Below are 21,899 nucleotides of genomic sequence, written 5' to 3'. Positions count from 1 at the left end.
CGCGGGGTCACGGGGCCGCGCCCGGTGACCCGCCGCGTGGGCGCGGGGCTGTTGTCGGGTGTGCGGCTCCGCCGCGCGGGCGCGAGCCGGCCGTCCCCGGCCACGCCAGGTTTTCAGGGGCGCGGGGCTGTTGTCGATTTGCGGCTCCGTCGCGTGGGCGCGATTCACCCCGGCATCACCAGGGGCGCGGGGAACTGCTCGACCAGCCCCCACCGGCCGGGTGGTCCGGGAACTACCGCAAGTGGCTGGGTCTGCGGGCCGCCTGCAGGCGCGCTGTGGCTGGTCGCGCAGTTCCCCGCGCCCCTTTGGGGCTCGACCGGGGCGCAACCGGAGCGCGGACGGGGCGCGGCCGGGGGATCAGCCGAGCGCAGCGGTGAAGCGGCAGTGGAAGGCGTGGTCCCGGGCCTCGGCTGTGGCTGTGGCGGTGTCGCCGGAGCGGATCGCGGCCACCAGCCGGGCGTGGTCGAGGTGGTCGGCCGGGCGCAGCTGCGGGCCGACGTCGGCCCGGAGGAAGTCCCGCAGCACCTCGCCGAGGTCGGCGTAGAGGGTCGTCAGCACGTCGTTGTGCGAGGCGGCCACCACCGCCGTGTGCAGCGCCGCGTCCGCCTCCACGAAAGCCTCCGACTCGCCTGAGTCCCAGGCCCGCTCGCGGCGCTCCAGCAGCTCGTCGAGCTGCGCCAGGTCGTGCCCGGTCCTGCGGCGCGCCGCGAGCCCGGCCGCCGTGGCTTCGAGCGAGCTGCGCAGCTCGGCCACATGCAGCGGGTCGGCGTCGGCGAACCGCCCGCGCATCACCCCGGCCAGCTCGCTGGTCGCCACCACATACGTGCCCGAGCCCTGCCGGATGTCCAGCAGGCCGTTGTGCGCCAGCGCCCTGACCGCCTCGCGGACGGTGTTGCGGGCCACCCCCAGCCGTTCGACCAGCTCGGGTTCGGTCGGGATGCGGGTGCCCACCGGCCACGTTCCGCCGGCGATCTCCGCGCGCAGCCGGCCGATGACCTGGTCGGCGAGCGAGGTGGGGCGGGTCACAGGTCCGAGATTCATCCCATCATTCTATGATGGTGTGATGCCAGCCGACGACCACCTCACCCTGGACCCCCTGAAGACCCCGGCACCGGACGCGGACACCGCGATACCGGCCGCCCCGGGACCGGCCCCCGCGCCGGCTCTCACGCCCTGGCAGCGCCGCCTCCTGGTCGCCGGCCTGATCATGGCCGCCGTCAACCTCCGCCCCGCGGTCACCAGCCTCGGCGCGCTGATGAAGGAGGTCCGTGACGGCCTCGGCATGAGCGGCACCATGGCCGGCCTGCTCACCTCCGTACCGGCCGCCTGCTTCGCGCTCTTCGGCTTCGCCGCGCCCCGGCTGGCCCGCCGGTACGGTCCCGGCGCCGTCGTCTGCACCGGCATGGCCGCGATCACCGCAGGACTGCTGCTCCGCCCGCTGGCCGGCGGCAGCCCGGTCTTCCTGGCCGCCAGCGCCCTCGCGCTCGGCGGCATCGCGGTCTCCAACGTGCTGATGCCCGTCATCGTCAAGCGCTACTTCCCCGACCGGGTCGGCGCCATGACCGGCCTGTACTCGATGGCGCTGTCGTTCGGCACGGCGCTGCCCGCCGCCGTCACCGTGCCGCTCGCCGACTCCATGGGCCACAGCTGGCGGCTCGGCCTCGGCCTGTGGGCACTGCTGGCCGCCGTCGCGGTGGTCGTCTGGGCGCCGCTGGCCAGGCTCCGCGCCCCGGCGGCCGGCCCGACCGCCACCAGGTCGGCCGAGCCCGCCACACCAGACAGGGCAGACCACGGCGTCCAGGGCCGGATCACCAGCAGCCGCACCGCCTGGACGATGGCCTGCTTCTTCGGCCTCCAGGCCACCGCCGCCTACATCACCATGGGCTGGATGCCGCAGATCTTCCGCGACGCCGGGATCTCGGCCGGCCAGGCGGGCCTGCTGCTCGCGGTCACCATGGTGGTGGCGGTGCCGCTGTCCTTCGTCCTGCCGCCACTCGCCGCCCGGATGCCGACGCAGGGCCCGCTGGTCGCCGTGCTCGGCACCTTCGGCCTGGCCGGCTACGCCGGGCTGTGGTCCGCGCCGGCCGCCGCCCCCTACCTGTGGGCGCTGCTGCTCGGCGTCGCCAACTGCGCCTTCCCGCTCGCCCTGACGATGATCGGCATGCGCTCGCGGACCGGCGGCGGGGTCGCCAGCCTGTCGGCGTTCGCCCAGAGCACCGGCTACCTGCTCTCCATCCCCGGCCCGATCCTGGTCGGCACCCTCTACCAGCACAGCGGCGGCTGGGACCTGCCGATCGCCTTGATGGCCGCGCTGATGGTCCCGCAGCTGGTGTGCGGGGTGCTGGCCGGGCGGAACCGGTACATCGAAGACGAACTATGACCCCGGTGCGGGCCGCGGGAGGCCCGGTGCCAGACTGAATCCATGCCCGTACTCGAGCCGAACCCCCCGCAGCCCCAGCGGCGTCTGCTGATCATCTTCGGTCTGATGATGGGGGTGCCCGCGCTGGTCGCCGTCATCGCCACCTTCGCCGCCCGGATGGGCTGACCCCCCGCCCGCCCGCGCCGGACCCCGGCCACTCAGGGCCCGACCCCGGGACGGGGGTGGGGACAACCCCACCATCCCTAGGGGGCCAGGGTCAGGGTCAAGTGGGTGGACGACCGGATGGGACCGCCCGCTCCGTCCCCGTAGCGTCGAAGTGCAGTCAAGACAACGGCACTTCGACGGCTCACCACGGAGGCGGTCACCGTGACCACGCAGTCCCCGCACCTGTACTCCCGGCAGCACAACGCCGCGGACCGGGCCGGCAAGCCGGCACCCGGCGGCGTACAGACCCGGCTGCCGTGGTGGGCGGTGGCGCTCCCGGTGATCGGCTTCGCCGCGCTCCTGGTGCTGCTCACCGGCGGCGGCGCGGACGCCTCCACCGCCCAGCCCGCCGGCGACCTGCTGGCCCGGCTGGCCGGCGCGGTGCCCGACCTGCTGCGGCAGGTGTTCTGACCACGGCACCGCCCACCCCGCGCCTGACAGCGGGTTTTCTGGAAAGCTGAAGGGCATGACCGTCGATTCGCCCCGCACCATCGTCCTGCTCAGGCATGCCAAGGCCGACTGGCCTTCGGTCCCGGACCACGAACGGCCGCTGGCCGACCGCGGCCGGCAGGACGCCCCGACCGCCGGCCGCCGCCTCGCCGACGACGGAGTCACCGTCGACCTCGTGCTGTGCTCCACCGCCGCCCGCACCCGGGAGACCTGGAAGCTGGCCGCACACGAACTGCCGCACCGCCCGAAGACGGTGTACGAGGAGCGGCTCTACGACGCGACCCTCGGCGAGCTGATCGCGCTGCTCACCGAGACCCCCGACGACGTCGGCTCGGTGCTGCTGGTCGGCCACAACCCGGGCATGCACGCCCTCGCCGACGCGCTGGCCGGCAGCGCGGAGCCGGACGTGCTGGCCCGGATGTCCGGCGGAGGCTTCCCGACCGCCGCTTTCGCCGTCCTGACGTTCAGCGGCTCGTGGAAGGGCGTCGAGCACGGCGTGGCCCGGCTCACCGAGTTCTGGACGCCGCACGAGGCATAGCCCTCAGGGGGACGGCTGTCAGGCGGGCGGCTCGTCGTCCGTCGGGACCCCGTCGAGCGCGTCGGCCGCCTCGATCTCCTCGCGGGTGATCCCCAGCAGGTAGAGCACGGTGTCCAGGAACGGCACGTTCACCGCGGTGTCGGCCGCCTCCCGTACCAGCGGCTTGGCGTTGAAGGCGACGCCGAGCCCGGCCGCGTTGAGCATGTCCAGGTCGTTGGCGCCGTCACCGACCGCCACCGTCTGGCTCAGCGGCACCCCGGCCTGCTCGGCGAAGGCGCGCAGCAGCCGGGCCTTGCCCGCCCGGTCCACGATCGGCCCGGTGACCCGGCCGGTGAGCCGGCCGTCGACCACCTCAAGGGTGTTGGCGGCCGCGAAGTCCAGGCCGAGCCGCTCCTTGAGGTCGTCGGTGACCTGGGTGAAGCCGCCGGAGACGACCCCGACCTGGTAGCCGAGCCGCTTGAGCGTACGGATCAGGGTGCGGGCGCCCGGGGTGAGCCGCACCTCGGAGCGCACCTTGTCCACCACCGATACGTCGAGGCCGGCCAGCAGCGCCACCCGGGCGTGCAGCGACTGCTCGAAGTCCAGCTCGCCGCGCATCGCCGCGGCGGTCACCTCGGCGACCTCGGCCTCGCAGCCGGCGTGCGCCGCGAAGAGCTCGATCACCTCGTCCTGGATCACGGTGGAGTCCACGTCCATCACCACCAGGCGCTGCGCCCGGCGCTGCAACCCCGCCGAGACCACCGCCACGTCCACCCCGCGGGCCGCGGCCTCCAGCGACAGCGCCGAGCGCAGGTCGCCGGGATCGGCGCCCGACACGGCGAACTCGACCGCCGTGACCGGGTACTTCGCCAGCCGGAAGATCCGGTCGATGTTGCCGCCGACGCCGGCGATCCTGGCCGCTATGGCCGCGGTGGACTCCGCGGTGAGCGGCCGGCCCAGCACCGTCACATGCGAACGGCCCTCGCCGCGCGGCCGGTTGTCACCGGTGCCGGAGAGGATCTCGGCCTCCATCTGGATGGACTCGGCCCAGCTGTGCACGGTGGCCCGCAGCTCGCCCTCGGTGCTCCGGCCGGCCGGCACGGTGACCAGGGCGCAGAGCACCATCCGGCCCCGGGTCACGACCTGCTCGATGTCCACCACGTCGACGCCGTACGCGGCGAGCGTGTCGAAGAGCCCGGCCGTGATGCCGGGACGGTCCTTGCCGAAGATCTTGACCAGGAGAGTCGGCACGTCCGCTGCGGGAACGGCGGCGACAGGCGTGGTCTGTGAGGCGTCGTCCATGGTGCCTCCACCGTATCGGCCAAGCCCGCGGGGTCCACCACCCGTCTCGGGTGGCGGACCGGTGAACCGGCGGGCCGCCGCGCGGCCGCCCGGATCGGCGGACCGTACGAGGCCGGCCCTACGGCCTGACCGGCGGCGGAGGCGGTGGCGGCTCCGGCCACTTGTCCTTGGCCGCGTCCGGATCGCGCGGCGGCCGGCGGCGGGGGCTGGGCGGCGCGGCGACCGTCGGGGAGTCGGCGGCGCCCGGTTGCCCGGTGGCGTACGGGTTGGGCTCGGCCTCCTCGGGACGGTACGCGGGGCTGGGCCGGTACGGGCCCGGGCGGTAGGCCACCTCGGGATACGTGCGGTTGGAGTCGTCTGCCCCTCCGCTGCTCCCGGCGCGGCCGGGCGCGGCCGCTCCGGCGCTCCCGACCGGGCCGGGCGCGTCCACGGGGGCCGGCCGCGTCCCGCCTGTTCCGTCCGGCGGGGCCGTCGCGCCTGGCAGGCTCGCTTTGTCCGGCAGTTGCGTGCCGCCGGGCAGCGCCAGCCGGGCCGCCTGCTGCCCGGCCGCGCCCGTCGCCAGCGCCAGCAGCGCGCCGATCCCGCCCGCCGCCGCGCCCCAGACCGCGCCGAGCAGCAGCGCCAGCGGCAGGCTGCCGCGCAGGTCCACCCCGGCGCCGACGGCGTCGAGCCCGAAGACCGACAGGTTCGCGTTCACCTTGACCCTGGTGAGCTGGACCAGCAGCGGCAGCGTCAGCGCGGTGGCCACCCCGAGCCGCAGCGCGCAGCGGCCGACGAACCCGGCCCGTCCGACGCCGGGTTCGCGCGGGGTCCTGGTCGCCGTCAGCGCGCCCGCGACCAGCATCATCAGTGCGATGGCCACCGGCAGCAGCCAGACCCGGCCGTCGAGTTCGGCCAGCTTGCCCGGCGTGATGGAGGCCCCGTCATGGCCGGCCACCAGCCGGTTCACCGGATCGGGCAGCAGCGTCGCCAGCGGCCCGGACGCCGTGCCCTTCCACGGCACGAACAGGCCGAGCGGTATCGCCAGCCACACCCCGTTGGGCGCGCCGAGCAGCGCGGCGCCGATGATCCGGCCGGGCTCGTCACCGGTCGCCGCCGCGTAGCCGGCCGCCGCGATCCCGGCGGCCACCGCGACCACACCGACCACCGCGAGCGCGGAACCGGCCGGCCTGACCAGCCGGTGCACCGCCTCCCAGCCGGCCGGCAGCGGGCTGCGACGGGAGGCGAGCAGCGCGATCAGCAGCACCACCAGCACCCACACCAGGCCGCCGGTCAGCGTCCGGCCGGTCTCCACGTGGAAGCGCACTGACGTCTTCGCGGTGATCAGCCCCTGCAACCCGTCACTCAGTCCGCCGCTGATCTTCCCGACCCCCGGCAGCTTGTTCAGCAGGTCGTCGGTGGCGCCCTTGGGCGGCGCGATCTTGCCGCCGTTGATCGCCACGGTGTCCTGGCCGGCCCAGGCCAGGCCGCCGAGCACCGCGAGGAACAGCACCGCCGTGCTGACCACCCGCGCCACCAGCTCGGCCGGCCGGACCACCACCCCCGCGCCGCGCAGCGACCGCAGGAAGACCCAGGCCAGCAGCAGCGCGCCGACCAGTGACACGCCGAGCGGGGTGATGCCGATCGCGGCCTGCGTCTGCGAGCCGTTGAGCCCGAACGCGCCGATGTCGCCGGTCGGGTGCACCTTGCCGCCGACCGCCATCGCCACCGCGGCGGCCGTCATCGGCCCCAGCGAGCCGGCCGCGTCGGCCCCCAGCAGATGCAGTCCGAGCGCGGCCACCCCGGCCATGCCGAGAAACGCCCAACTCACCGACGCCACAGCCGAGAGCAGCACGCTCGGCCATGGTGTGCTCCGTCCGGTCATGCCCGTCCCCCTGAGGCCGTACCACCCGCGACGCACCCGATGACCCCCTACTCTCGGGTGGGCCCGGTTCGCCGTCAACGGCCCTGTGCGGAACGCTTACCGGAACGCGACATGGGGCGGTTTTCTGTTACGAGACCGGGGCCTGCAATAGTTCCTCCCGAAGTTCGCTATACCTAGACTCCCTTCAGGGGGACTACTCGGGGGACAACACATGGGGCATGGGGTGCCTGGACTCGTACTCGAAATGAACGGTCAGACCTGGACGCTAGACACGTCACGGGTGTACAGCCTTGGGCGAGACCCGCAGGCAGACATGGTCTTCGACGACCCCAGGGTGTCGTGGCGGCATGCCACCATCCGCTGGGGGGAGCGCGGTTGGGTCTTTGAGGACCTGGGCAGTACCAATGGCACCTTCGTCCAGGGCCGGCGCGTACAGCAGACGGAGGTGGGGCCGGGCTCGGCCGTCCACCTCGGTAATGCGACGGAGGGACCCCGGCTCAGCTTCACCGCGACCGCGGTGCCGCAGGCGGAACGGCAGCCGTACGCGCAGGCGCAGATGCAGGCGCCGGCCCCGATGCAGCAGGCACCGGTCCAGGCACAGGCCGCCGCCGCGCCGCCCCGCCAGCAGCCCTCCGCCCCGCCGCAGCAGCAGCCCGCGGCCGGCGGCTGGGGCGCGCCGCCCGCGCAGGTGCCGCCGCAGCAGGCCGGCTGGGGCCAGCAGCCCCAGGCGCAGCCGCAGGCCCAACCGCCCGTGCGGCAGCCGCAGATGCAGCCCCAGCAGCACCTGCCGCAGCAGCCCCCGCCGCCGCAGCAGCAGCCGCGGCCCCAGCAGGGCGGCGGCGCGCAGCAGGGCTACAGCGAGCGCAGCCCCACCACGTTCCACCAGCTGGCCCTCGGCCGGGTGATGAAGATCGGCCGCGCCCGGGAGAACGAGCTGGTGGTCTCGGACCTCCAGGTCTCCCGCTACCACGCGGAGTTCCGCGCGCACCCCGACGGCCGCTACGAGATCGTGGACCTCGGCAGCCACAACGGCACGTACGTCAACGGCCAGCCGATCCAGCGGCACCTGCTCGGCCCGAACGACATCGTCGGCGTCGGCCACTCCACCTTCCGGCTGGTCGGCGACCGGCTGGAGGAGTTCGTCGACACCGGCGCCGTCTCGTTCTCCGCGCGCCGCCTGTCGGTCACCGTCCCGCACGGCAAGACCACCAAGACGATCCTGAAGGACGTCTCGTTCGGTGTGCCGGAGAAGTCGCTGATCGGCGTCATCGGCCCGTCCGGCTCCGGCAAGTCGACGCTGCTGCGCGCGCTGACCGGCTACCGGCCCGCCGACCAGGGCGACGTGCTCTACGACAACCGGAACCTGTACAAGCAGTTCGCCGAACTGCGGCAGCGCATCGGCCTGGTGCCGCAGGACGACATCCTGCACAAGGAGCTGAAGGTCAAGACCGCACTGCGGTACGCGGCCAAGCTCCGGTTCCCCGGCGACACCGCGAGCGCCGAGCGCGAGTCCCGGATCAACGAGGTGCTGCACGAGCTGAAGCTCGACCTGCACTCGGACAAGCGGATCACCTCGCTGTCCGGCGGCCAGCGCAAGCGGGTCTCGGTGGCGCTGGAACTGCTCACCAAGCCGTCGCTGATCTTCCTGGACGAGCCGACCTCCGGCCTCGACCCGGGCATGGACCGCGACGTCATGAAGCTGCTGCGCGGCCTGGCCGACGACGGCCGCACCGTGCTGGTGGTCACCCACTCGGTGGCCGAACTGGCGCTGTGCGACAAGCTGCTGGTGATGGCGCCCGGCGGTTCTGTCGCCTACTTCGGGCCGCCGGACGAGGCGCTGAACTTCTTCGGCTACGAGACCTGGGCCGACGTCTTCTCCGCCTTCGAGAACTACCGCGACTACGACTGGGCGGGCCGCTGGCGCGGCTCGCAGCACTACCAGATGTACGCCGCCGAGCTGGATGTGGCGGCCCCGCAGGCCGCCCCCTACATCCCGCACCAGGCGGCCAAGCCGCCCAAGCCGCAGGCCTGGCTGCCGCAGCTGGTCACGCTGATCCGCCGCTACCTGTCGGTGATCGCCTCCGACCGCGGCTTCATCGCGCTGATGTTCATCCTGCCCGCGGTCCTCGGTGTGGTGAGCGTGGTCATCCCGGCGGCCAGCGGCCTGGGCCCGGGGCCGCTGAAGGCGCACGGCATCAACAAGGACGCCGGCACCATCCTGCTGATCCTGGCGGTGGGCGCCTGCTTCTCCGGGGCGGCCAACTCGGTCCGCGAGCTGATCAAGGAGCGGGTCATCTACGAGCGGGAACGGGCCACCGGCCTGTCGCGCTCGGCGTATCTGATGTCCAAGGTGCTGGTGCTCGGCGTGATCACCGCCGTGCAGGGCGCGATCATCTGCGGCATCGGCTTCGCGCCGCGCAAGATGCCGGTCGAGGGCGTCATCATGAAGAGCCAGCCCGCGGTCGAGATGACGATCTCGGTCATCGGCCTGGGCTTCACCTCCATGATGGTCGGCCTGATCATCTCCTCGCTGGTGAAGACCGCCGAGAAGACCATGCCGCTGCTGGTGATGTTCGCGATCGTCCAGGTGGTCTTCACCGGGGTGCTGTTCCAGCTCTACGGCTCGCCCGGCGTCGAGCAGTTCGCCTGGCTGATGCCGGCCCGCTGGGCGGTCGCCGCGCTCGGCGTCACCGCGAACCTGAACGCCGTGATGCCGTGGGATGCGGCGGGCGACCCGCTGTGGGTGCACAGCGCCACGCACTGGACGGTGGACATCGGCGTGCTGCTGCTGCTCGGCGTGATCTGCGGGATCGTCGTCTCCCGGCTGCTGCGCCGGCACGAGCCCGAGGTCATGCGGAAGTAGTCGCCAAGTCCCTTACGGGGAAAGGGCGGTGGGACCGTGATAGTCCCACCGCCCTTTGTCCGTATGCGGAATCGGTACGCCGATTCTGTGCGCCGGATCGGTACCCGGATCAGTACGCGGAATCGACGTTGTCGATCGAACCGTACAGGTGGTACGCGTAGTTGCACGCGGCGACGATGTTCGCGACCGGGTCGTAGACGTTCGACGACGTGCCGGCGACGTGGTATTCCTCGAACGTCGGGTCGATCGTCTGCAGCAGACCCTTCGACGGAATGCCGGCGGCGGCGTTCGAGTCGGTCAGGTTGATCGCGTTCGGATTGCCGCTCGACTCACGCATGATGTTCCGGTAAATGCCGTCGTAGCTGCCCGGAATACCGTTGGCCTGCATGATCGACATCGCCTGCTTGATCCAGCCGTCGAGGTCGTCGGTGTACGTCGTGGCGGCCGGGGCGGTGGTCGGCGCGGCGGCCGGGGCCGCCGTCGGCTGGAGCGCGGCGCGCTGGGTGGAGCGGGTCGCGGCCTGCTTGGCCTTGGCGCGCTGGGCGGCGGCCTCGTCAGCGGCCTTCTTCTTCGCGGCGGCCTCGGCCGCCGCCTGCCGCTTGGCCTCGGCAGCCGCGGCGGCCTTCTTCTTCGCCGCCGCCTCAGCCGCTGCCTTCTTCTTGGCGGCCGCGTCGGCCGCCGCCTTCTTCTTCGCCGCGGCGTCCTCGGCCACGCCGCGCTTGGCGGCGACCTCGGCCTGGGCGTCGATGCTCTTGACCTGCTGCGCGGTGCCCGCGCTCGCGGCGACGGTGAACCCGGTCGGGTCACCGCTGGCGACCGCGGTCCCGCCGGTCGCCTGGAGACCGGTGACCGTCAGGACGACAGCGGCCGCGGCGGCGGCGCCGGCCGCCGTGATCTTGTGCTTTCTGGAAAGCCGGCCGATCTTCGGGATCGTGGGGAGCTGCATACGGGATTACCTCTTCCGATTGCGGACCTGAGAATTCATAGAGGGTCCGAAATCGCGAGGTCAATGAGCCCGGCTACGAGCTGAATTCGTAGTGGCGGGTGACGGGCCGGCCGGCGCCGCCCAATTCCCGCCGGTGCGGGTCCGGTTTTCTGCCGGGCCACGGGCACCGGCAATAGGACTAAGCTGCTTAGTATGTGACGCAGGTCCTATCGGTGAGGTCACACGACGGCACCCCCTCCGTCGCACAAGGTGACGGAGGGGGTGCTTTATGTGACCTTTATAGCGGCTACGGCAGCAGCAGATTCACATCGCCGAATTCATGCCAGCGATAGCCTCCCCGCAGCGCCTCGGCGTACACCCGGTCCAGCAGCCGGTCCCCGGAGACCGCCCGCAGCATCAGCAGATGCGAGGCCTCCGGCTCGTGCAGCCCGGTGAGCAGGCCGTCCACCGCGCGCACCCCGCGCTCCGGGGTGATCACCAGGTCCGTCCAGCCGCGCGCCGCCCGCACCACACCGCGGTCGTCGGCCGCCGTCTCCAGCGCCCGTACCGCCGTCGTCCCGATCGCCACCACCCGGCCGCCGGCCGCCCGAGCGGCGTTGACCTGCCGTGCGGTGGCCTCGGGTACGGCGAAGGGCTCGGCGTACGGCGGCTCGTGCGCCTCGGCCGAGGCCACCCCCGTGTGCAGCACGATCGGCGCGATCTGCACGCCGCGGCAGACCAGCTCGGTCACCAGCGGCGCGGTGAACGGGCGCCCCGCGCTCGGCATCTCCGCCGAGCCGAGCCCGTCGGACGACCGGGTGGCGAACACCGTCTGGTACGCGGCCAGCGGCTGGTCCCGCTCGGTGTACGCGTAGCGGATCGGCCGCCCGTGGCGGTGCAGGTGCCGTACCGGGTCGGCCATCGACGGGGTCGCCACCCACAGCCGGTCGCCGGCCGGGTCGAGCCGCTCGTCCACGGTCAGCCGGCCGCCGCCGCGCAGATCGAGCACCGCGCCGGCCGGGCCGCCGCGCCGGCGCAGCGTCGAGCCGTGCCCGTCGGGGGTGCGGACCTCCACCGACCAGCGGCCGTCGTCCCTGCGGGTGGAGAAGTGCACCACCACCGGCTCGCCGTCCAGCCGCGCGTCCAGGGCGGCCGGCAGGGTCCGCGAGGTGTTCACCACCAGCACGTCACCGGCCCGCAGCAGGCCGGGCAGCTCGCGGAAGGCGTGATGGCTGACCTCGTCCTGCCGCTGCCGGCCGACCAGCAGCCTGACCGCGTCCCGGCGGGGCGGCGGCGCCGTCGCGAGCAGCCCGTCGGGCACCGTCAGCCCCGCCAGCCCGTCGGGAGGTTTTGTCCCCTTTATATGTACTGCTCGCGCGATGTCCTTTTCGCCAGCGCCGCGCGGCCCGTTCTTGGCGCGCCCGGACCCGTCCTTCCGGCCCTGCGCGGAGCCCGCCTCCTTGCCGCGCCCGTCCTTGATGCCGCGCCCTCCGGCGCCGCCCCGCTCCGCGTCCCGAACCGCGCTCATCGGGTCTCCAGCAGCACACTGGCCACATACCGGCCGCCCGGCGCCCGCGCGTCCAGCAGCCGCAGGAAGGCCGGCGCCACCTCCTCGGGCAGCAGCCGCTCGTCGAAGTCCTCGTCGTCCGGGACCGCCGCCGCGTACAGCTGCGTGCGCAGGTCGCCCGGGTCCACCCACCACACCCGCAGCTCCGGCTCCTCCTGCGCGAGCACCGCCGAGAGCTGTTCGAGCGCCGCCTTGCTGGCCCCGTAGCCGCCCCAGGTCGGATACGCCTCCACCGCCGCGTCGGAGCTGACGTTGACCACCGCGCCGCCGGCCGTCCGCAGCCCCGGCAGCGCCGCCCGCAGCAGCGCGAACGGCGCCGTCACATTGGTCTCCAGCGCCTCGCGCAACCCCTCCACCGGCAGCTCGGCCAGCGGCACCAGCGGCTCCGCGCCCAGCGCGCTCGCGTTGTTCACCACCAGGTCGATCCCGCCGCCGTCCCCCAGGTCCAGCGCCACCGCCACCAGCTCGGCGCGGTGCGCCGGATCCGTGACGTCACCGGGCACCGCCCGCACCGCGGGGCCGCGCCCGGCCGGCCCGTTCGACGTGCCGGGCGACTTCTCCGCCGTACGTTCGAGCTCGGCCGCGGCCGACCGCAGCGCGTCCGCGTTCCGCCCGTCCAGCACCAGGTCCCAGCCGCGCCCGGCCAGCTGCGCGGCCAGCGCCCGGCCGAGGCCCCGGGACGCCCCTGTGATGATCGCTACCGGCATGATCCCGCCCTCCGCCCGGGCCCGGCCGGTCGCCGGACCACCTGCCCCCACGGTAGGAACGGGCCCCCGGTGCCGGCCTCGGCCGCCGGGCGCAGCCGCCGGGGTCAGTTGTGCCTACGTCCCGAGGACCAGGGCGGTCGGCCGGACGGCGCATACGGACGGTCACCGGACGCCGTACCGTAAGAACATGCCCATCCAGTCGCCCAGAGGCGGAATCGAGGCGGTCAGCGCCGCGGTGCTGGCGATGAACCGCCGCCTTGAGGTGCGCGAGGTCCTGCAGACCATCGTGGCCTCGGCCCGCGAGCTGCTCGGCGCCAAATACGCCGCCCTCGGCGTGCCCGACGACCACGGCGGCTTCGCCCAGTTCGTGGTGGACGGCGTCAGCGACCAGGAGTGGAAGGCGATCGGCCCGCTGCCCAGGCAGCACGGCATCCTCGCGGCGATGCTGCACGAGGCGGAGCCGCTGCGGCTCGACGACGTCAGGAACTTCGAGAGCTTCGCCGGCTGGCCCAGGCACCACCCGCGGATGAAGAGCTTCGTCGGCATGCCGGTACTCGACGGCGACGAGATCCTCGGCGCCCTGTTCCTGGCCAACAAGGACTGCCCCAGGGACCCGGAGTACACCGGCGGCTTCACCCAGGACGACGAGGACCTGCTGCGGATCCTCGCCGACCACGCCGCCATCGCGCTGACCAACGCCCGGCTGTACGAGCGCAACAGGGAGCTGACCCTGGCCGGCGAGCGGGCCAGGATCGCCCACGAGCTGCACGACGCCGTCTCGCAGAAGCTGTTCTCGCTGCGGCTGACCGCGCAGGCCGCCGCCGCGCTGGTCGACAGCGCCCCCGACCGGGCCAAGCAGGAGATCAAGGAGGTCGCCGCGCTCGCCGCGGAGGCCGCCGAGGAACTGCGCGCGGTGGTGGTCGAGATGCGCCCGGCCGGCCTCGACGAGGACGGGCTGGTCGCCGCGCTGCGCAGCCAGACCGGGGTACTCGACCGGGTGCACTCCGCCCGGGTCACCTTCCACTCCCTCCAGCCCCGCGCGCTGCCCTCGGCGCAGGAGGACGCGCTGCTGCGGGTCGCGCAGGAGGCCCTGCACAACGCGCTGCGGCACGCGCACGCCGGCACCGTGAACGTCACCCTGCAAGGCGTCGGCCGAGGCGCCCGGCTGCGGATCCGCGACGACGGCAGGGGCTTCGACCCGTCCGCCGTCCACCGCGCCGGGCGGCACCTCGGCCTGGTCTCCATGCGGGACCGCGCCGCCGGCGTCGGCGGCAGCCTGACCGTGGAATCGGCGCCCGGCAAGGGCACCGTCGTCGAGATGGAGGTGCCCGGTGGCTGACCAGGCGATCCGCGTCCTGCTCGTGGACGATCACCAGGTGGTACGGCGCGGCCTGCGCACCTTCCTGGAGGTGCAGGGCGACATCGAGGTCGTCGGCGAGGCCGGCGACGGCGAGGAGGGCGTGGCCCGCGCGCAGGAGCTGCGGCCCGACGTCATCCTGATGGACGTCAAGATGCCGGGCGTGGACGGCATCGAGGCGCTGCGGATGCTGCGCGACGCGGAGAACCCGGCGCGGGTGCTGATCGTCACCAGCTTCACCGAGCAGCGCACCGTCGTCCCCGCGCTGCGGGCCGGCGCCGCCGGATACGTCTACAAGGACGTCGACCCGGTCGCGCTGGCCGACGCGATCCGCTCGGTGCACGCCGGGCACGTACTCCTCCAGCCCGAGGTGGCCGGCGCCCTGCTCTCGCAGGACCAGAACCCCGGGGGCCACGGCCGCGGCAACGCGCTGACCGAACGGGAGCGCGAGGTGCTCACGCTCATCGCCGACGGCCGCTCCAACCGGGAGATCGCCCGCGCGCTGGTGCTCTCGGAGAAGACCGTGAAGACGCACGTGTCGAACATCCTGATGAAGCTCGACCTGGCCGACCGCACGCAGGCCGCGCTGTGGGCGGTACGCAACGGGATCGGCGGCTGACGCCGGGCCCGAGCCGCGGCTTTAGGAGCGGCCCGGCTCGCGCTGCCCGTCCGGGACCGGACTGAGATTCATACTGTCGGGTGTATGTCGCCCGAACGGCGCAACCCTTGCGGCGGTGACCCGTTCTGCATGGCGTGCCGCGGCGGATTGCCGCGGCGCTCCCGCAAGGAGGAAGTTCGAAGTGATGAACCTGAAGAAGGCCGCGACCCTCACCCTCGTGGCGGGCGGCCTGGCCGTCGCCGGCGCCGGTGTCGCCTCCGCCGACAGCGGCGCGTGCGCGCACGGCACCACCACGAAGTCCCCCGGTGTGGGTTCGGGCAACCTCGTGCAGGTTCCGGTGCACGTCCCGGTCAACGTCAGCGGCAACTCGGTCAACGTGATCGGCCTGCTCAACCCGGTGTTCGGCAACGCGGCGATCAACCGCTGACCACTGCCGGCACCGGCCGGCCACCGCGCCGGCCGCCCGCGCGGGTCCCGGGGAGCACCCGTCCGGGACCCGCGCGGCCGCCCGCCAACACCTGCCGGCCGGCCTCACGGCCTGCCGCGCTCGGCCTCCTCCACGCTCGCGTTGTACGCCGCCACCTGCGCCCGCCGGGCCGTGCGCTCCACCGGCCGCAGCAGCTCCGCCCGCGCGGCGATCTGCGACGCGCTCACCGCCGCCCCGTCACCGTCGGCCGCGATCGCCACCAGCGCCGCCACCCGCTGCGCCAGCGCGAGCACCCGCACCGCGCGCGGCGGATAGCCCGGCGCCAGCACCTCCCGGCCGCGCTCGGTGCGCGCCCGGTAGGCGTCCAGCGCCGCCTGCGCCGCCGGACCGGCACCCGCCACGTCCAGCCGGGCCAGCGCCGTGGTGGCGTCCCGCAGCGCCTCGGCCAGCTCTCTTTCCGCCTCGCCGAGCGAGGGCACGTCGGCCGGCGGCGCGTCCCGCACCGGCAGGCACTGCCACTCCACGTCCACATGCAGGTCGCCGGCCGGGCCCGCCGACCGCACCTCGGGCACCAGGCCGAGCGCGGTGCCGCCGACGGTCAGCACCGCCTCACCCGCCGACAGCGCCAGGTCGTTGAACTCCGGCGGCCCCGTCAGGCCCAGCGGATGCCCGGCGACCGGCAGCGCGAGCCGCAGCCCGGTCACTCCCAGTGCCCGCAGCCGGCCGAGCCCGAGGGTCAGCCCGACCGGGCCGGTTTCCCCTGGCAGGCCCGCGATCCGGTGCACGGCGTCCTCCGCCGTGATCTGCTGGGCGACGTCATCGGGTGCGGCAAGTCCGGCAAGCAGCGCATTTCCCCACGCGGTCAGCCGCCCTGAGCGAGGTTCATCAAGCATGCCCCCAGCCTATGGACTGGACCCGTCGTGCGGTGGCGTAAGTTTTCCCAGGGGGTTCCTTCTGGACCGACCGTGCCTGTCGGCACCCGGACAGCCGAGACTGCAATGGGAGACAACGGCCTCATGAGCGATGTGCTGGAGCTGGTGGACGTATCGGTGGTCCGCGACGGACGGGCTCTGGTGGACCAGGTCTCGTGGTCGGTCGCCGAGGGTGAGCGCTGGGTGATCCTCGGTCCCAACGGGGCCGGCAAGACCACCCTGCTCAACGTCGCCTCCAGCTACCTCTTCCCCAGCAGCGGCACCGTTTCGATCCTCGGCGAGAAGCTCGGCGGCGTCGACGTCTTCGAGCTGCGCCCGCGGATCGGCATGGCCGGCGCCGCGATGGCCGACAAGATGCCGCGCCGGCAGACCGTGCTGCAGACCGTCCTCACCGCCGCGTACGGCATGACCGCCACCTGGCAGGAGGGGTACGAGCAGATCGACGAGGATCGCGCCCGCGCCTTCCTCGACCGGCTCGGCATGAGCGAGTTCCTCGACCGGAAGTTCGGCACCCTGTCCGAGGGCGAGCGCAAGCGCACCCTGATCGCCCGCGCGATGATGGCCGACCCCGAGCTGCTGCTGCTCGACGAGCCGGCCGCCGGCCTCGACCTGGGCGGCCGCGAGGACCTGGTACGCCGGCTCGGGCGGCTGGCCCGCGACCCGATCGCGCCCTCCATGATCATGGTCACCCACCATGTCGAGGAGATCGCCCCCGGCTTCACCCACGTACTGATGATCCGTCAGGGCAAGGTCGTCGCGGCCGGCCCGATCGAACTCGAACTCAGCTCCCGCAACCTGTCGGTCTGCTTCGGCCTGCCGCTGGTCATCGAGCGCCGCGGCGACCGCTTCACCGCGGCCGGACTACCGCTGTCTTAAGGCCACTTCGGCAGCGTCATGGCCTGGGGGACTGCCGCTGCGGGGGTGCCCGCCCCTACGATGAACACCGTGGACGCATGGGTGTGGTGGCTGATAGCCGCCGTGGGACTGGGCATTCCGCTGGTGATCACCGCGATGCCGGAGTTCGGCATGTTCGCCGTCGGCGCGGTGGCCGGCGCCGTCACGGCCGGGCTCGGCGGCGGAGTCGTGGCCCAGGTGGTGGTCTTCGTGGTCGTCTCGGTCGCGCTGATCGCCGTCGTCCGGCCGATCGCCTACCGGCACCGCACCCAGCCGCCAGAACACCGCAGCGGGGTCGACGCGTTGAAGGGCCGGCAGGCCGTCGTCCTGGAACGGGTCGACAGCGGCGAGAACGGCAGGATCAAGCTCGGCGGCGAGGTCTGGTCGGCCCGCGCACTGGAGACCGACCGGGTGTTCGACCCCGGCCAGCAGGTGGACGTGGTGGAGATCGACGGCGCCACCGCCGTGGTCATGTGACGCCAGGTGGGCATACAGAGACCGACAGGTACGACAGAATCACCGAACCCGCCCGCGGCGTACGGGTGTTCTGCGAGAATTGATCATGCCAGGGCACACCGTGTTCCGGCACCCGAACGGCGTGGGGAGTGGACATGGCGCCCATCATCATCGTCCTGATCATCCTGGTGGTGCTCGTCTTCATCGCGCTGATCAAGACGGTGCAGGTGATCCCGCAGGCCAGCGCCGCCATCGTGGAGCGCTTCGGCCGCTACACCCGCACCCTCAGCGCGGGACTGAACATCGTGGTGCCGTTCATCGACACCATCCGCAACCGGATCGACCTGCGCGAGCAGGTCGTGCCGTTCCCGCCGCAACCAGTGATCACCCAGGACAACCTGGTGGTCAACATCGACACCGTCATCTACTACCAGGTGACCGACGCCCGCGCCGCGACCTACGAGGTGGCCAGCTACATCCAGGCCATCGAGCAGCTCACCGTCACCACGCTGCGCAACATCATCGGCGGCATGGACCTGGAGCGCACCCTGACCTCCCGCGAGGAGATCAACGCGGCGCTGCGCGGCGTGCTCGACGAGGCCACCGGCAAGTGGGGCATCAGGGTCAACCGCGTCGAGCTCAAGGCGATCGAACCGCCCACCTCCATCCAGGACTCGATGGAGAAGCAGATGCGCGCAGACCGTGACAAGCGCGCCGCGATCCTCACCGCCGAGGGCATCAGGCAGTCGCAGATCCTCACCGCCGAGGGCGAGAAGCAGTCGTCCATCCTGCGCGCCGAAGGTGACGCCAAGGCCGCCGCGCTGCGCGCCGAGGGCGAGGCGCAGGCCATCCGCACGGTCTTCGAGTCCATCCACGCCGGGGACCCGGACCAGAAGCTGCTGGCCTACCAGTACCTCCAGATGCTGCCGAAGATCGCCGAAGGCGACTCCAACAAGCTGTGGATCATCCCCAGCGAGCTCAACGACGCGCTCAAGGGCCTCGGCGGGCTCGTCAACATCCCCGGCGCGCCCGGCGGTTCGGGCGCCGGACCCGCGGTGGCCAGGGGCGCGTCCGGCCCGCCCGCGCCGCGCCGCGAGAGCCCCGACTTCGACAAGGACTGACCCCCTCCGCCGCGGCCCGGCCCGTCCAGCGGGACCCGGCCCCGGTGGGCCCGGGTACGGCTGTGGGATGATCGCTGCGCACCCCTCGACCCGAGCGGCGGGGAGGGCGCGCACGGCGATCACGGAGAAGCGATGTCCCCAGCGGAAGCCCTGGCCGTCCTGGCGGCCGGAATCGGCGCGGGCACCATCAACACCATCGTCGGATCCGGCACCCTGATCACCTTCCCGGTGCTGCTCGCCGTCGGGCTGCCCCCGGTCACCGCCAACGTGTCCAACACCCTCGGCCTGGTGCCCGGATCGCTGACCGGCGCGATCGGCTACCGCCGCGAACTGGCCGGCCAGCGGGCCAGGTTGCTGCGGCTCGGCGCGGTCTGCCTGATCGGCGGGATCACCGGCGCGCTGCTGCTGGTCACACTGCCGTCAGGGGCGTTCAAGGCCATCGTGCCGGTACTGATCGGCATCGCGCTGGTCCTGGTGGTGCTGCAACCCCGGCTGTCCCGCATCGTTCAGGCCCGCAGAGAACGCAACAACACCGAGGTGCCCGCGCACGGCGGCCCGGTGCTGGTGGTCGGCCTGCTGCTCGCCAGTATCTACGGCGGCTACTTCGGCGCGGCACAGGGCGTCCTGTACCTGTCGCTGATGGGGCTGCTGCTCAACGAGGGCCTGCAGCGGATCAACGGCCTGAAGAACGTCCTGGCCGCCCTCGTCAACGGGGTCGCCGCGCTCTTCTTCGTCTTCGCCACCCACATGGACTGGGCGGCCGTCGGACTGATCGCGGCGGGTGCCACCATCGGCGGCCTGATCGGCGCCCGGGTCGGGCGCCGGCTGCCACCGGTCGCGCTGCGCACCCTCATCGTGCTGGTGGGCATCGCCGCGATCGTCCAACTCCTGCTGAAATAGCCCGCTCAGCAGTCCTCATGGCTCGGGCCGGGCCCCGGATGGGGCTCAGGCGGGCTGCGCCAGCCAGTCAGGCAGCGCCACCCGGTCCCGCACCCCAAGAGCCAGCAGCAGCGCGTCGGCCGGCGTCGGCTCGAACGGCTGCGACAGCAGCCGCATCCCCGCCTGCTCCGGCGTACGGTCCGCCTTGCGCTGGTTGTCCTCGGTGCACGCCGCCACCGTGTTCAGCCAGGAGTCCGCGCCACCGCGCGACCGCGGCTGGACGTGGTCCACGGTCGTCGCCCGCCGCCCGCAGTACGCACAGCGGTGCCGGTCACGTACCAGCACCCCCCGCCGCGACCACGACGCCCGTTGTCGGAACGGCACCCGCACGTACCGGCACAGCCTGATCACCTGCGGCACCGGGACGTCCACCGCCGCCGCACGGATCCGCAGCCCGGGATGCGCCTGCTCCACGACGGCCTTGTCCTGCATCACCAGCACGACCGCACGCCGCAGCGACACCGTCGACAGCGGCTCGAAACTCGCATTCAGCACCAGCGTCTCGCGCATCTCCGCCCACCTCCCGGGCCTGCCCCCGCCGCCGTGGCGAAGTCGCTTAACCATGCCCCGCGACACCCCGGCGGACAACGCAATTTCCGCCCGCCACAACGCCGGCGGGGCGCCCCGGACACCGTCCGGAACGCCCCGCGACCCGCGACGGAGGTCAGCCCTCGGCCGGCACCTCGTACTCGGCGACCAGCTGCGCCCGCCCGATGGCGTGGAAGCGCAGGTTGAAGCCCACGAACGCCGGAGTCGCGTCCGCGTCGGGGCCCAGCTTCTCGGTGTCCACCGCGTAGACGGTGAACACGTAGCGGTGCGGGCCGTCCCCGGGCGGCGGCGCCGCGCCGCCGAAGTCCCGGCTGCCGTAGTCGTTGCGCACCTGCACCGCGCCGGCCGGCAGCCCGGTGAAGTCACCCGAGCCGGCGCCGCGCGGCAGCTCCGTCACCGACACCGGGATGTCGAACAGCGACCAGTGCCAGAACCCGCTGCCGGTCGGCGCGTCCGGGTCGTAGCAGGAGACGGCGAAGCTCTTCGTCCCGGCCGGGAACCCCTCCCACCGCAGCTGCGGCGAGACGTTGCCGCCCGCGTACACCTGGTCCTCGCCGAGCCGCGCACCCGCCGTCACGTCGTCGCTCACCACCGTGAACGCCGGCACCGGCGGATGGAAGTCATGGGGGAGCGGCCGTCGCTTCTGCTCGGTCACCTCGACACCTCCTGGAACTGGTCTGGCACTGATGATCCGGTCCCTCCGCCCCAGCTCGGCGGCGCGGAACCTGCTCGGCCGAGCCTAGGGCCTGTCGTGTGGATCTCCGCGGCGTCGCGGAGATCCACACGACAGGCCCTAGAAGAAGTTCCGCTTGCCGCCGACCTCGGCCAGCCAGCCGTGCAGATAAGCCGCCCAGTCGGTCCCCTCGTGGCCGTCCAGGTCCATCACGAACGACCTGCGGGTGTCACGCCCGCTGAAGAGCCCCTTCTTGTCCATGTCCAGCACCACGTCCATCTGCCGGCCGTCCGCGACGAACGTCAGCTCCACCTCGCTGAGCCCCGGGTACTGCTGCGGCACCCGGAACTCGATCTCCTGGTAGAACGGCAGCCGCTGCCGCGTCCCGCGCATCTGGCCGTCTTCCAGGTCCGCGCTCTTGAACGCGAAACCGAGCTGCCCGAACGCGTTCAGCAGCGCGTCCTGGGCCGGCAGCGGGTGGACGGAGACCGGGTCGAGGTCGCCCTTGTCCACCGCGCGGGCTATCGCGAGCTCCGTCGTCACGCCCACGTCCATACCGGTGAGCTTGCGCCCCATGAACATCGTCACCGGGGTCTCCCACGGCACCTCCATCGAGAACGGCAGGTCGATCACCGCGCCGGGCGCGATCACGAACCCGTCGCCGACCTGCTCCCGGTAGAAGTCCACGTTCTTGAGGTACTCCACCTTCTTGCCGTCGGAGTTGACCCGCTCCATCTCGACCTTCGCCCGCAGACCGACGGCGATCCCCTCGATGCGCTGCTCGACCGAGCCGCCCTCGACGCGTACGTTCCCCTCCGCCACACCGCCGGGATAGACGTCCGCCTGCCGCAGCTCCGTCTCCACCTTCGCCCCGCCGGCCCCCAGACTCGCCATCAGCTTCTTGAACCCCATACCCCGACCGCCTTCTTGTCGCGTCCCGTACCAACCGTGCCAACCGGCCCAACCTTGCCAAGCCTTTGCGAATTCTACGAACGCCAGGGCGGCATCTCCGGTTCCACTACGCTCCTGCGGTGTGATCACCGCACCTGACAGGACCCCGCTGACCCGGTCCTTCTTCGACCGGCCGGTCCTGGAGATCGCCCCCGACCTTCTCGGCCGCACCCTGGTACGCGCCACCGACGCCGGCCCCATC

23 protein-coding genes (1 of these 23 only partly in view) are annotated in these 21,899 nt (G+C 72.8%); 13 read left to right on the top strand and 10 right to left on the bottom strand.

The window, feature by feature from the left end; all coding sequences use genetic code 11:
• Positions 1-357: 357 nt before the first annotated feature.
• Positions 358-1,041 (bottom strand): FadR/GntR family transcriptional regulator, encoded by a 684-nt coding sequence (locus tag ACQPW6_RS06940; protein ID WP_433888652.1) that lies wholly within the window; start codon positions 1,039-1,041, stop codon positions 358-360.
• Between the two features lie 22 nt (positions 1,042-1,063).
• Between ACQPW6_RS06940 and ACQPW6_RS06935 the strand changes: the two genes are divergently transcribed.
• The 4 genes from ACQPW6_RS06935 to ACQPW6_RS06920 all read left to right on the top strand — a co-directional run bounded on the left by ACQPW6_RS06935 (position 1,064) and on the right by ACQPW6_RS06920 (position 3,572).
• Positions 1,064-2,380 carry a CynX/NimT family MFS transporter gene (locus tag ACQPW6_RS06935; RefSeq protein WP_433888651.1) on the top strand — a complete coding sequence of 439 codons (1,317 nt, stop codon included), beginning with the start codon at positions 1,064-1,066 and terminating at the stop codon, positions 2,378-2,380.
• A 42-nt stretch (positions 2,381-2,422) separates the two neighbouring features.
• Positions 2,423-2,545, top strand: coding sequence for an SGM_5486 family transporter-associated protein (locus tag ACQPW6_RS06930; RefSeq protein WP_433888650.1), 123 nt, complete (start codon positions 2,423-2,425; stop codon positions 2,543-2,545).
• A 201-nt stretch (positions 2,546-2,746) separates the two neighbouring features.
• Entirely contained in the window at positions 2,747-2,995 is a 249-nt protein-coding gene (locus tag ACQPW6_RS06925; RefSeq protein WP_433888649.1) for a hypothetical protein, read from the top strand.
• Positions 2,996-3,050: 55 nt separating this feature from the next.
• Positions 3,051-3,572, top strand: coding sequence for a SixA phosphatase family protein (locus ACQPW6_RS06920; RefSeq protein ID WP_433888648.1), 522 nt, complete (start codon positions 3,051-3,053; stop codon positions 3,570-3,572).
• Between the two features lie 18 nt (positions 3,573-3,590).
• Here the strand turns inward: ACQPW6_RS06920 and serB are convergent, their stop codons facing one another.
• Together serB and ACQPW6_RS06910 are read right to left on the bottom strand one after the other, a co-directional pair.
• Positions 3,591-4,853 (bottom strand): phosphoserine phosphatase SerB, encoded by a 1,263-nt coding sequence (serB, locus tag ACQPW6_RS06915; protein WP_433888647.1) that lies wholly within the window; start codon positions 4,851-4,853, stop codon positions 3,591-3,593.
• 118 nt (positions 4,854-4,971) lie between these two features.
• Positions 4,972-6,717, bottom strand: a complete 1,746-nt coding sequence (locus ACQPW6_RS06910) for a streptophobe family protein (protein ID WP_433888646.1) — start codon at positions 6,715-6,717, stop codon at positions 4,972-4,974.
• Positions 6,718-6,928: 211 nt separating this feature from the next.
• On the opposite strand from ACQPW6_RS06910, the gene ACQPW6_RS06905 reads away from it, so the two are divergent.
• Positions 6,929-9,580, top strand: coding sequence for an FHA domain-containing protein (locus tag ACQPW6_RS06905; protein ID WP_433888645.1), 2,652 nt, complete (start codon positions 6,929-6,931; stop codon positions 9,578-9,580).
• Positions 9,581-9,689: 109 nt separating this feature from the next.
• On the opposite strand, the gene ACQPW6_RS06900 is transcribed toward ACQPW6_RS06905, so the two are convergent.
• The 3 genes from ACQPW6_RS06900 to ACQPW6_RS06890 all read right to left on the bottom strand — a co-directional run bounded on the left by ACQPW6_RS06900 (position 9,690) and on the right by ACQPW6_RS06890 (position 12,779).
• Positions 9,690-10,526, bottom strand: coding sequence for a transglycosylase SLT domain-containing protein (locus ACQPW6_RS06900; RefSeq protein ID WP_433888644.1), 837 nt, complete (start codon positions 10,524-10,526; stop codon positions 9,690-9,692).
• Between the two features lie 286 nt (positions 10,527-10,812).
• Positions 10,813-12,033, bottom strand: a complete 1,221-nt coding sequence (locus ACQPW6_RS06895) for an S-adenosylmethionine:tRNA ribosyltransferase-isomerase (RefSeq protein ID WP_433888643.1) — start codon at positions 12,031-12,033, stop codon at positions 10,813-10,815.
• Entirely contained in the window at positions 12,030-12,779 is a 750-nt protein-coding gene (locus ACQPW6_RS06890) for an SDR family NAD(P)-dependent oxidoreductase (protein WP_433888642.1), read from the bottom strand. The genes ACQPW6_RS06895 and ACQPW6_RS06890 overlap by 4 nt, the downstream gene beginning before the upstream one ends.
• Positions 12,780-12,966: 187 nt before the next feature.
• Here ACQPW6_RS06890 and ACQPW6_RS06885 point away from each other — a divergent pair, with 187 nt between their 5' ends.
• The 3 genes from ACQPW6_RS06885 to ACQPW6_RS06875 all read left to right on the top strand — a co-directional run bounded on the left by ACQPW6_RS06885 (position 12,967) and on the right by ACQPW6_RS06875 (position 15,182).
• Positions 12,967-14,118 carry a GAF domain-containing sensor histidine kinase gene (locus ACQPW6_RS06885; RefSeq protein WP_433888641.1) on the top strand — a complete coding sequence of 384 codons (1,152 nt, stop codon included), beginning with the start codon at positions 12,967-12,969 and terminating at the stop codon, positions 14,116-14,118.
• Positions 14,111-14,755: a response regulator gene (locus ACQPW6_RS06880; RefSeq protein WP_433888640.1), complete on the top strand. Its 645-nt coding sequence runs from the start codon at positions 14,111-14,113 to the stop codon at positions 14,753-14,755. The genes ACQPW6_RS06885 and ACQPW6_RS06880 overlap by 8 nt, the downstream gene beginning before the upstream one ends.
• 181 nt (positions 14,756-14,936) lie before the next feature.
• Complete coding sequence (locus tag ACQPW6_RS06875; protein ID WP_433888639.1) at positions 14,937-15,182, top strand: chaplin; 246 nt, start codon at positions 14,937-14,939, stop codon at positions 15,180-15,182.
• A gap of 104 nt (positions 15,183-15,286) precedes the next feature.
• On the opposite strand, the gene ACQPW6_RS06870 is transcribed toward ACQPW6_RS06875, so the two are convergent.
• Positions 15,287-16,075 (bottom strand): hypothetical protein, encoded by a 789-nt coding sequence (locus ACQPW6_RS06870; protein WP_433888638.1) that lies wholly within the window; start codon positions 16,073-16,075, stop codon positions 15,287-15,289.
• A 105-nt stretch (positions 16,076-16,180) separates the two neighbouring features.
• Here ACQPW6_RS06870 and ACQPW6_RS06865 point away from each other — a divergent pair, with 105 nt between their 5' ends.
• The 4 genes from ACQPW6_RS06865 to ACQPW6_RS06850 all read left to right on the top strand — a co-directional run bounded on the left by ACQPW6_RS06865 (position 16,181) and on the right by ACQPW6_RS06850 (position 19,485).
• Positions 16,181-16,990, top strand: a complete 810-nt coding sequence (locus ACQPW6_RS06865) for an ABC transporter ATP-binding protein (protein WP_433888637.1) — start codon at positions 16,181-16,183, stop codon at positions 16,988-16,990.
• Positions 16,991-17,050: 60 nt separating this feature from the next.
• Entirely contained in the window at positions 17,051-17,485 is a 435-nt protein-coding gene (locus ACQPW6_RS06860) for an NfeD family protein (protein ID WP_433888636.1), read from the top strand.
• A gap of 134 nt (positions 17,486-17,619) precedes the next feature.
• Entirely contained in the window at positions 17,620-18,585 is a 966-nt protein-coding gene (locus ACQPW6_RS06855) for an SPFH domain-containing protein (protein WP_433888635.1), read from the top strand.
• A gap of 132 nt (positions 18,586-18,717) precedes the next feature.
• Entirely contained in the window at positions 18,718-19,485 is a 768-nt protein-coding gene (locus ACQPW6_RS06850; protein ID WP_433888634.1) for a sulfite exporter TauE/SafE family protein, read from the top strand.
• Positions 19,486-19,530: 45 nt separating this feature from the next.
• On the opposite strand, the gene ACQPW6_RS06845 is transcribed toward ACQPW6_RS06850, so the two are convergent.
• From ACQPW6_RS06845 to ACQPW6_RS06835, 3 genes are all read right to left on the bottom strand, one after another.
• On the bottom strand, positions 19,531-20,034 hold the full coding sequence (locus ACQPW6_RS06845; RefSeq protein WP_433888633.1) for an HNH endonuclease: 504 nt from the start codon (positions 20,032-20,034) through the stop codon (positions 19,531-19,533).
• A gap of 154 nt (positions 20,035-20,188) precedes the next feature.
• On the bottom strand, positions 20,189-20,728 hold the full coding sequence (locus ACQPW6_RS06840; protein ID WP_433888632.1) for a YbhB/YbcL family Raf kinase inhibitor-like protein: 540 nt from the start codon (positions 20,726-20,728) through the stop codon (positions 20,189-20,191).
• Positions 20,729-20,866: 138 nt separating this feature from the next.
• Entirely contained in the window at positions 20,867-21,658 is a 792-nt protein-coding gene (locus tag ACQPW6_RS06835; protein ID WP_433888631.1) for a sporulation protein, read from the bottom strand.
• A 121-nt stretch (positions 21,659-21,779) separates the two neighbouring features.
• Between ACQPW6_RS06835 and ACQPW6_RS06830 the strand changes: the two genes are divergently transcribed.
• Positions 21,780-21,899 carry the 5' end (the start) of a DNA-3-methyladenine glycosylase gene (locus tag ACQPW6_RS06830; RefSeq protein ID WP_433888630.1) on the top strand. The gene runs 519 nt beyond the window's last position, so the window shows 120 of its 639 coding nt (coding positions 1-120); its start codon is at positions 21,780-21,782; its stop codon lies beyond the right edge, outside the window.

The organism is Streptomyces sp. CA-111067 (assembly GCF_050956065.1).
Taxonomy (GTDB): Bacteria; Actinomycetota; Actinomycetes; order Streptomycetales; family Streptomycetaceae; genus Actinacidiphila.
The sequence above is the reverse complement of the archived record's forward strand: the minus strand, read 5'-3'. Positions and strand labels throughout refer to the sequence as shown.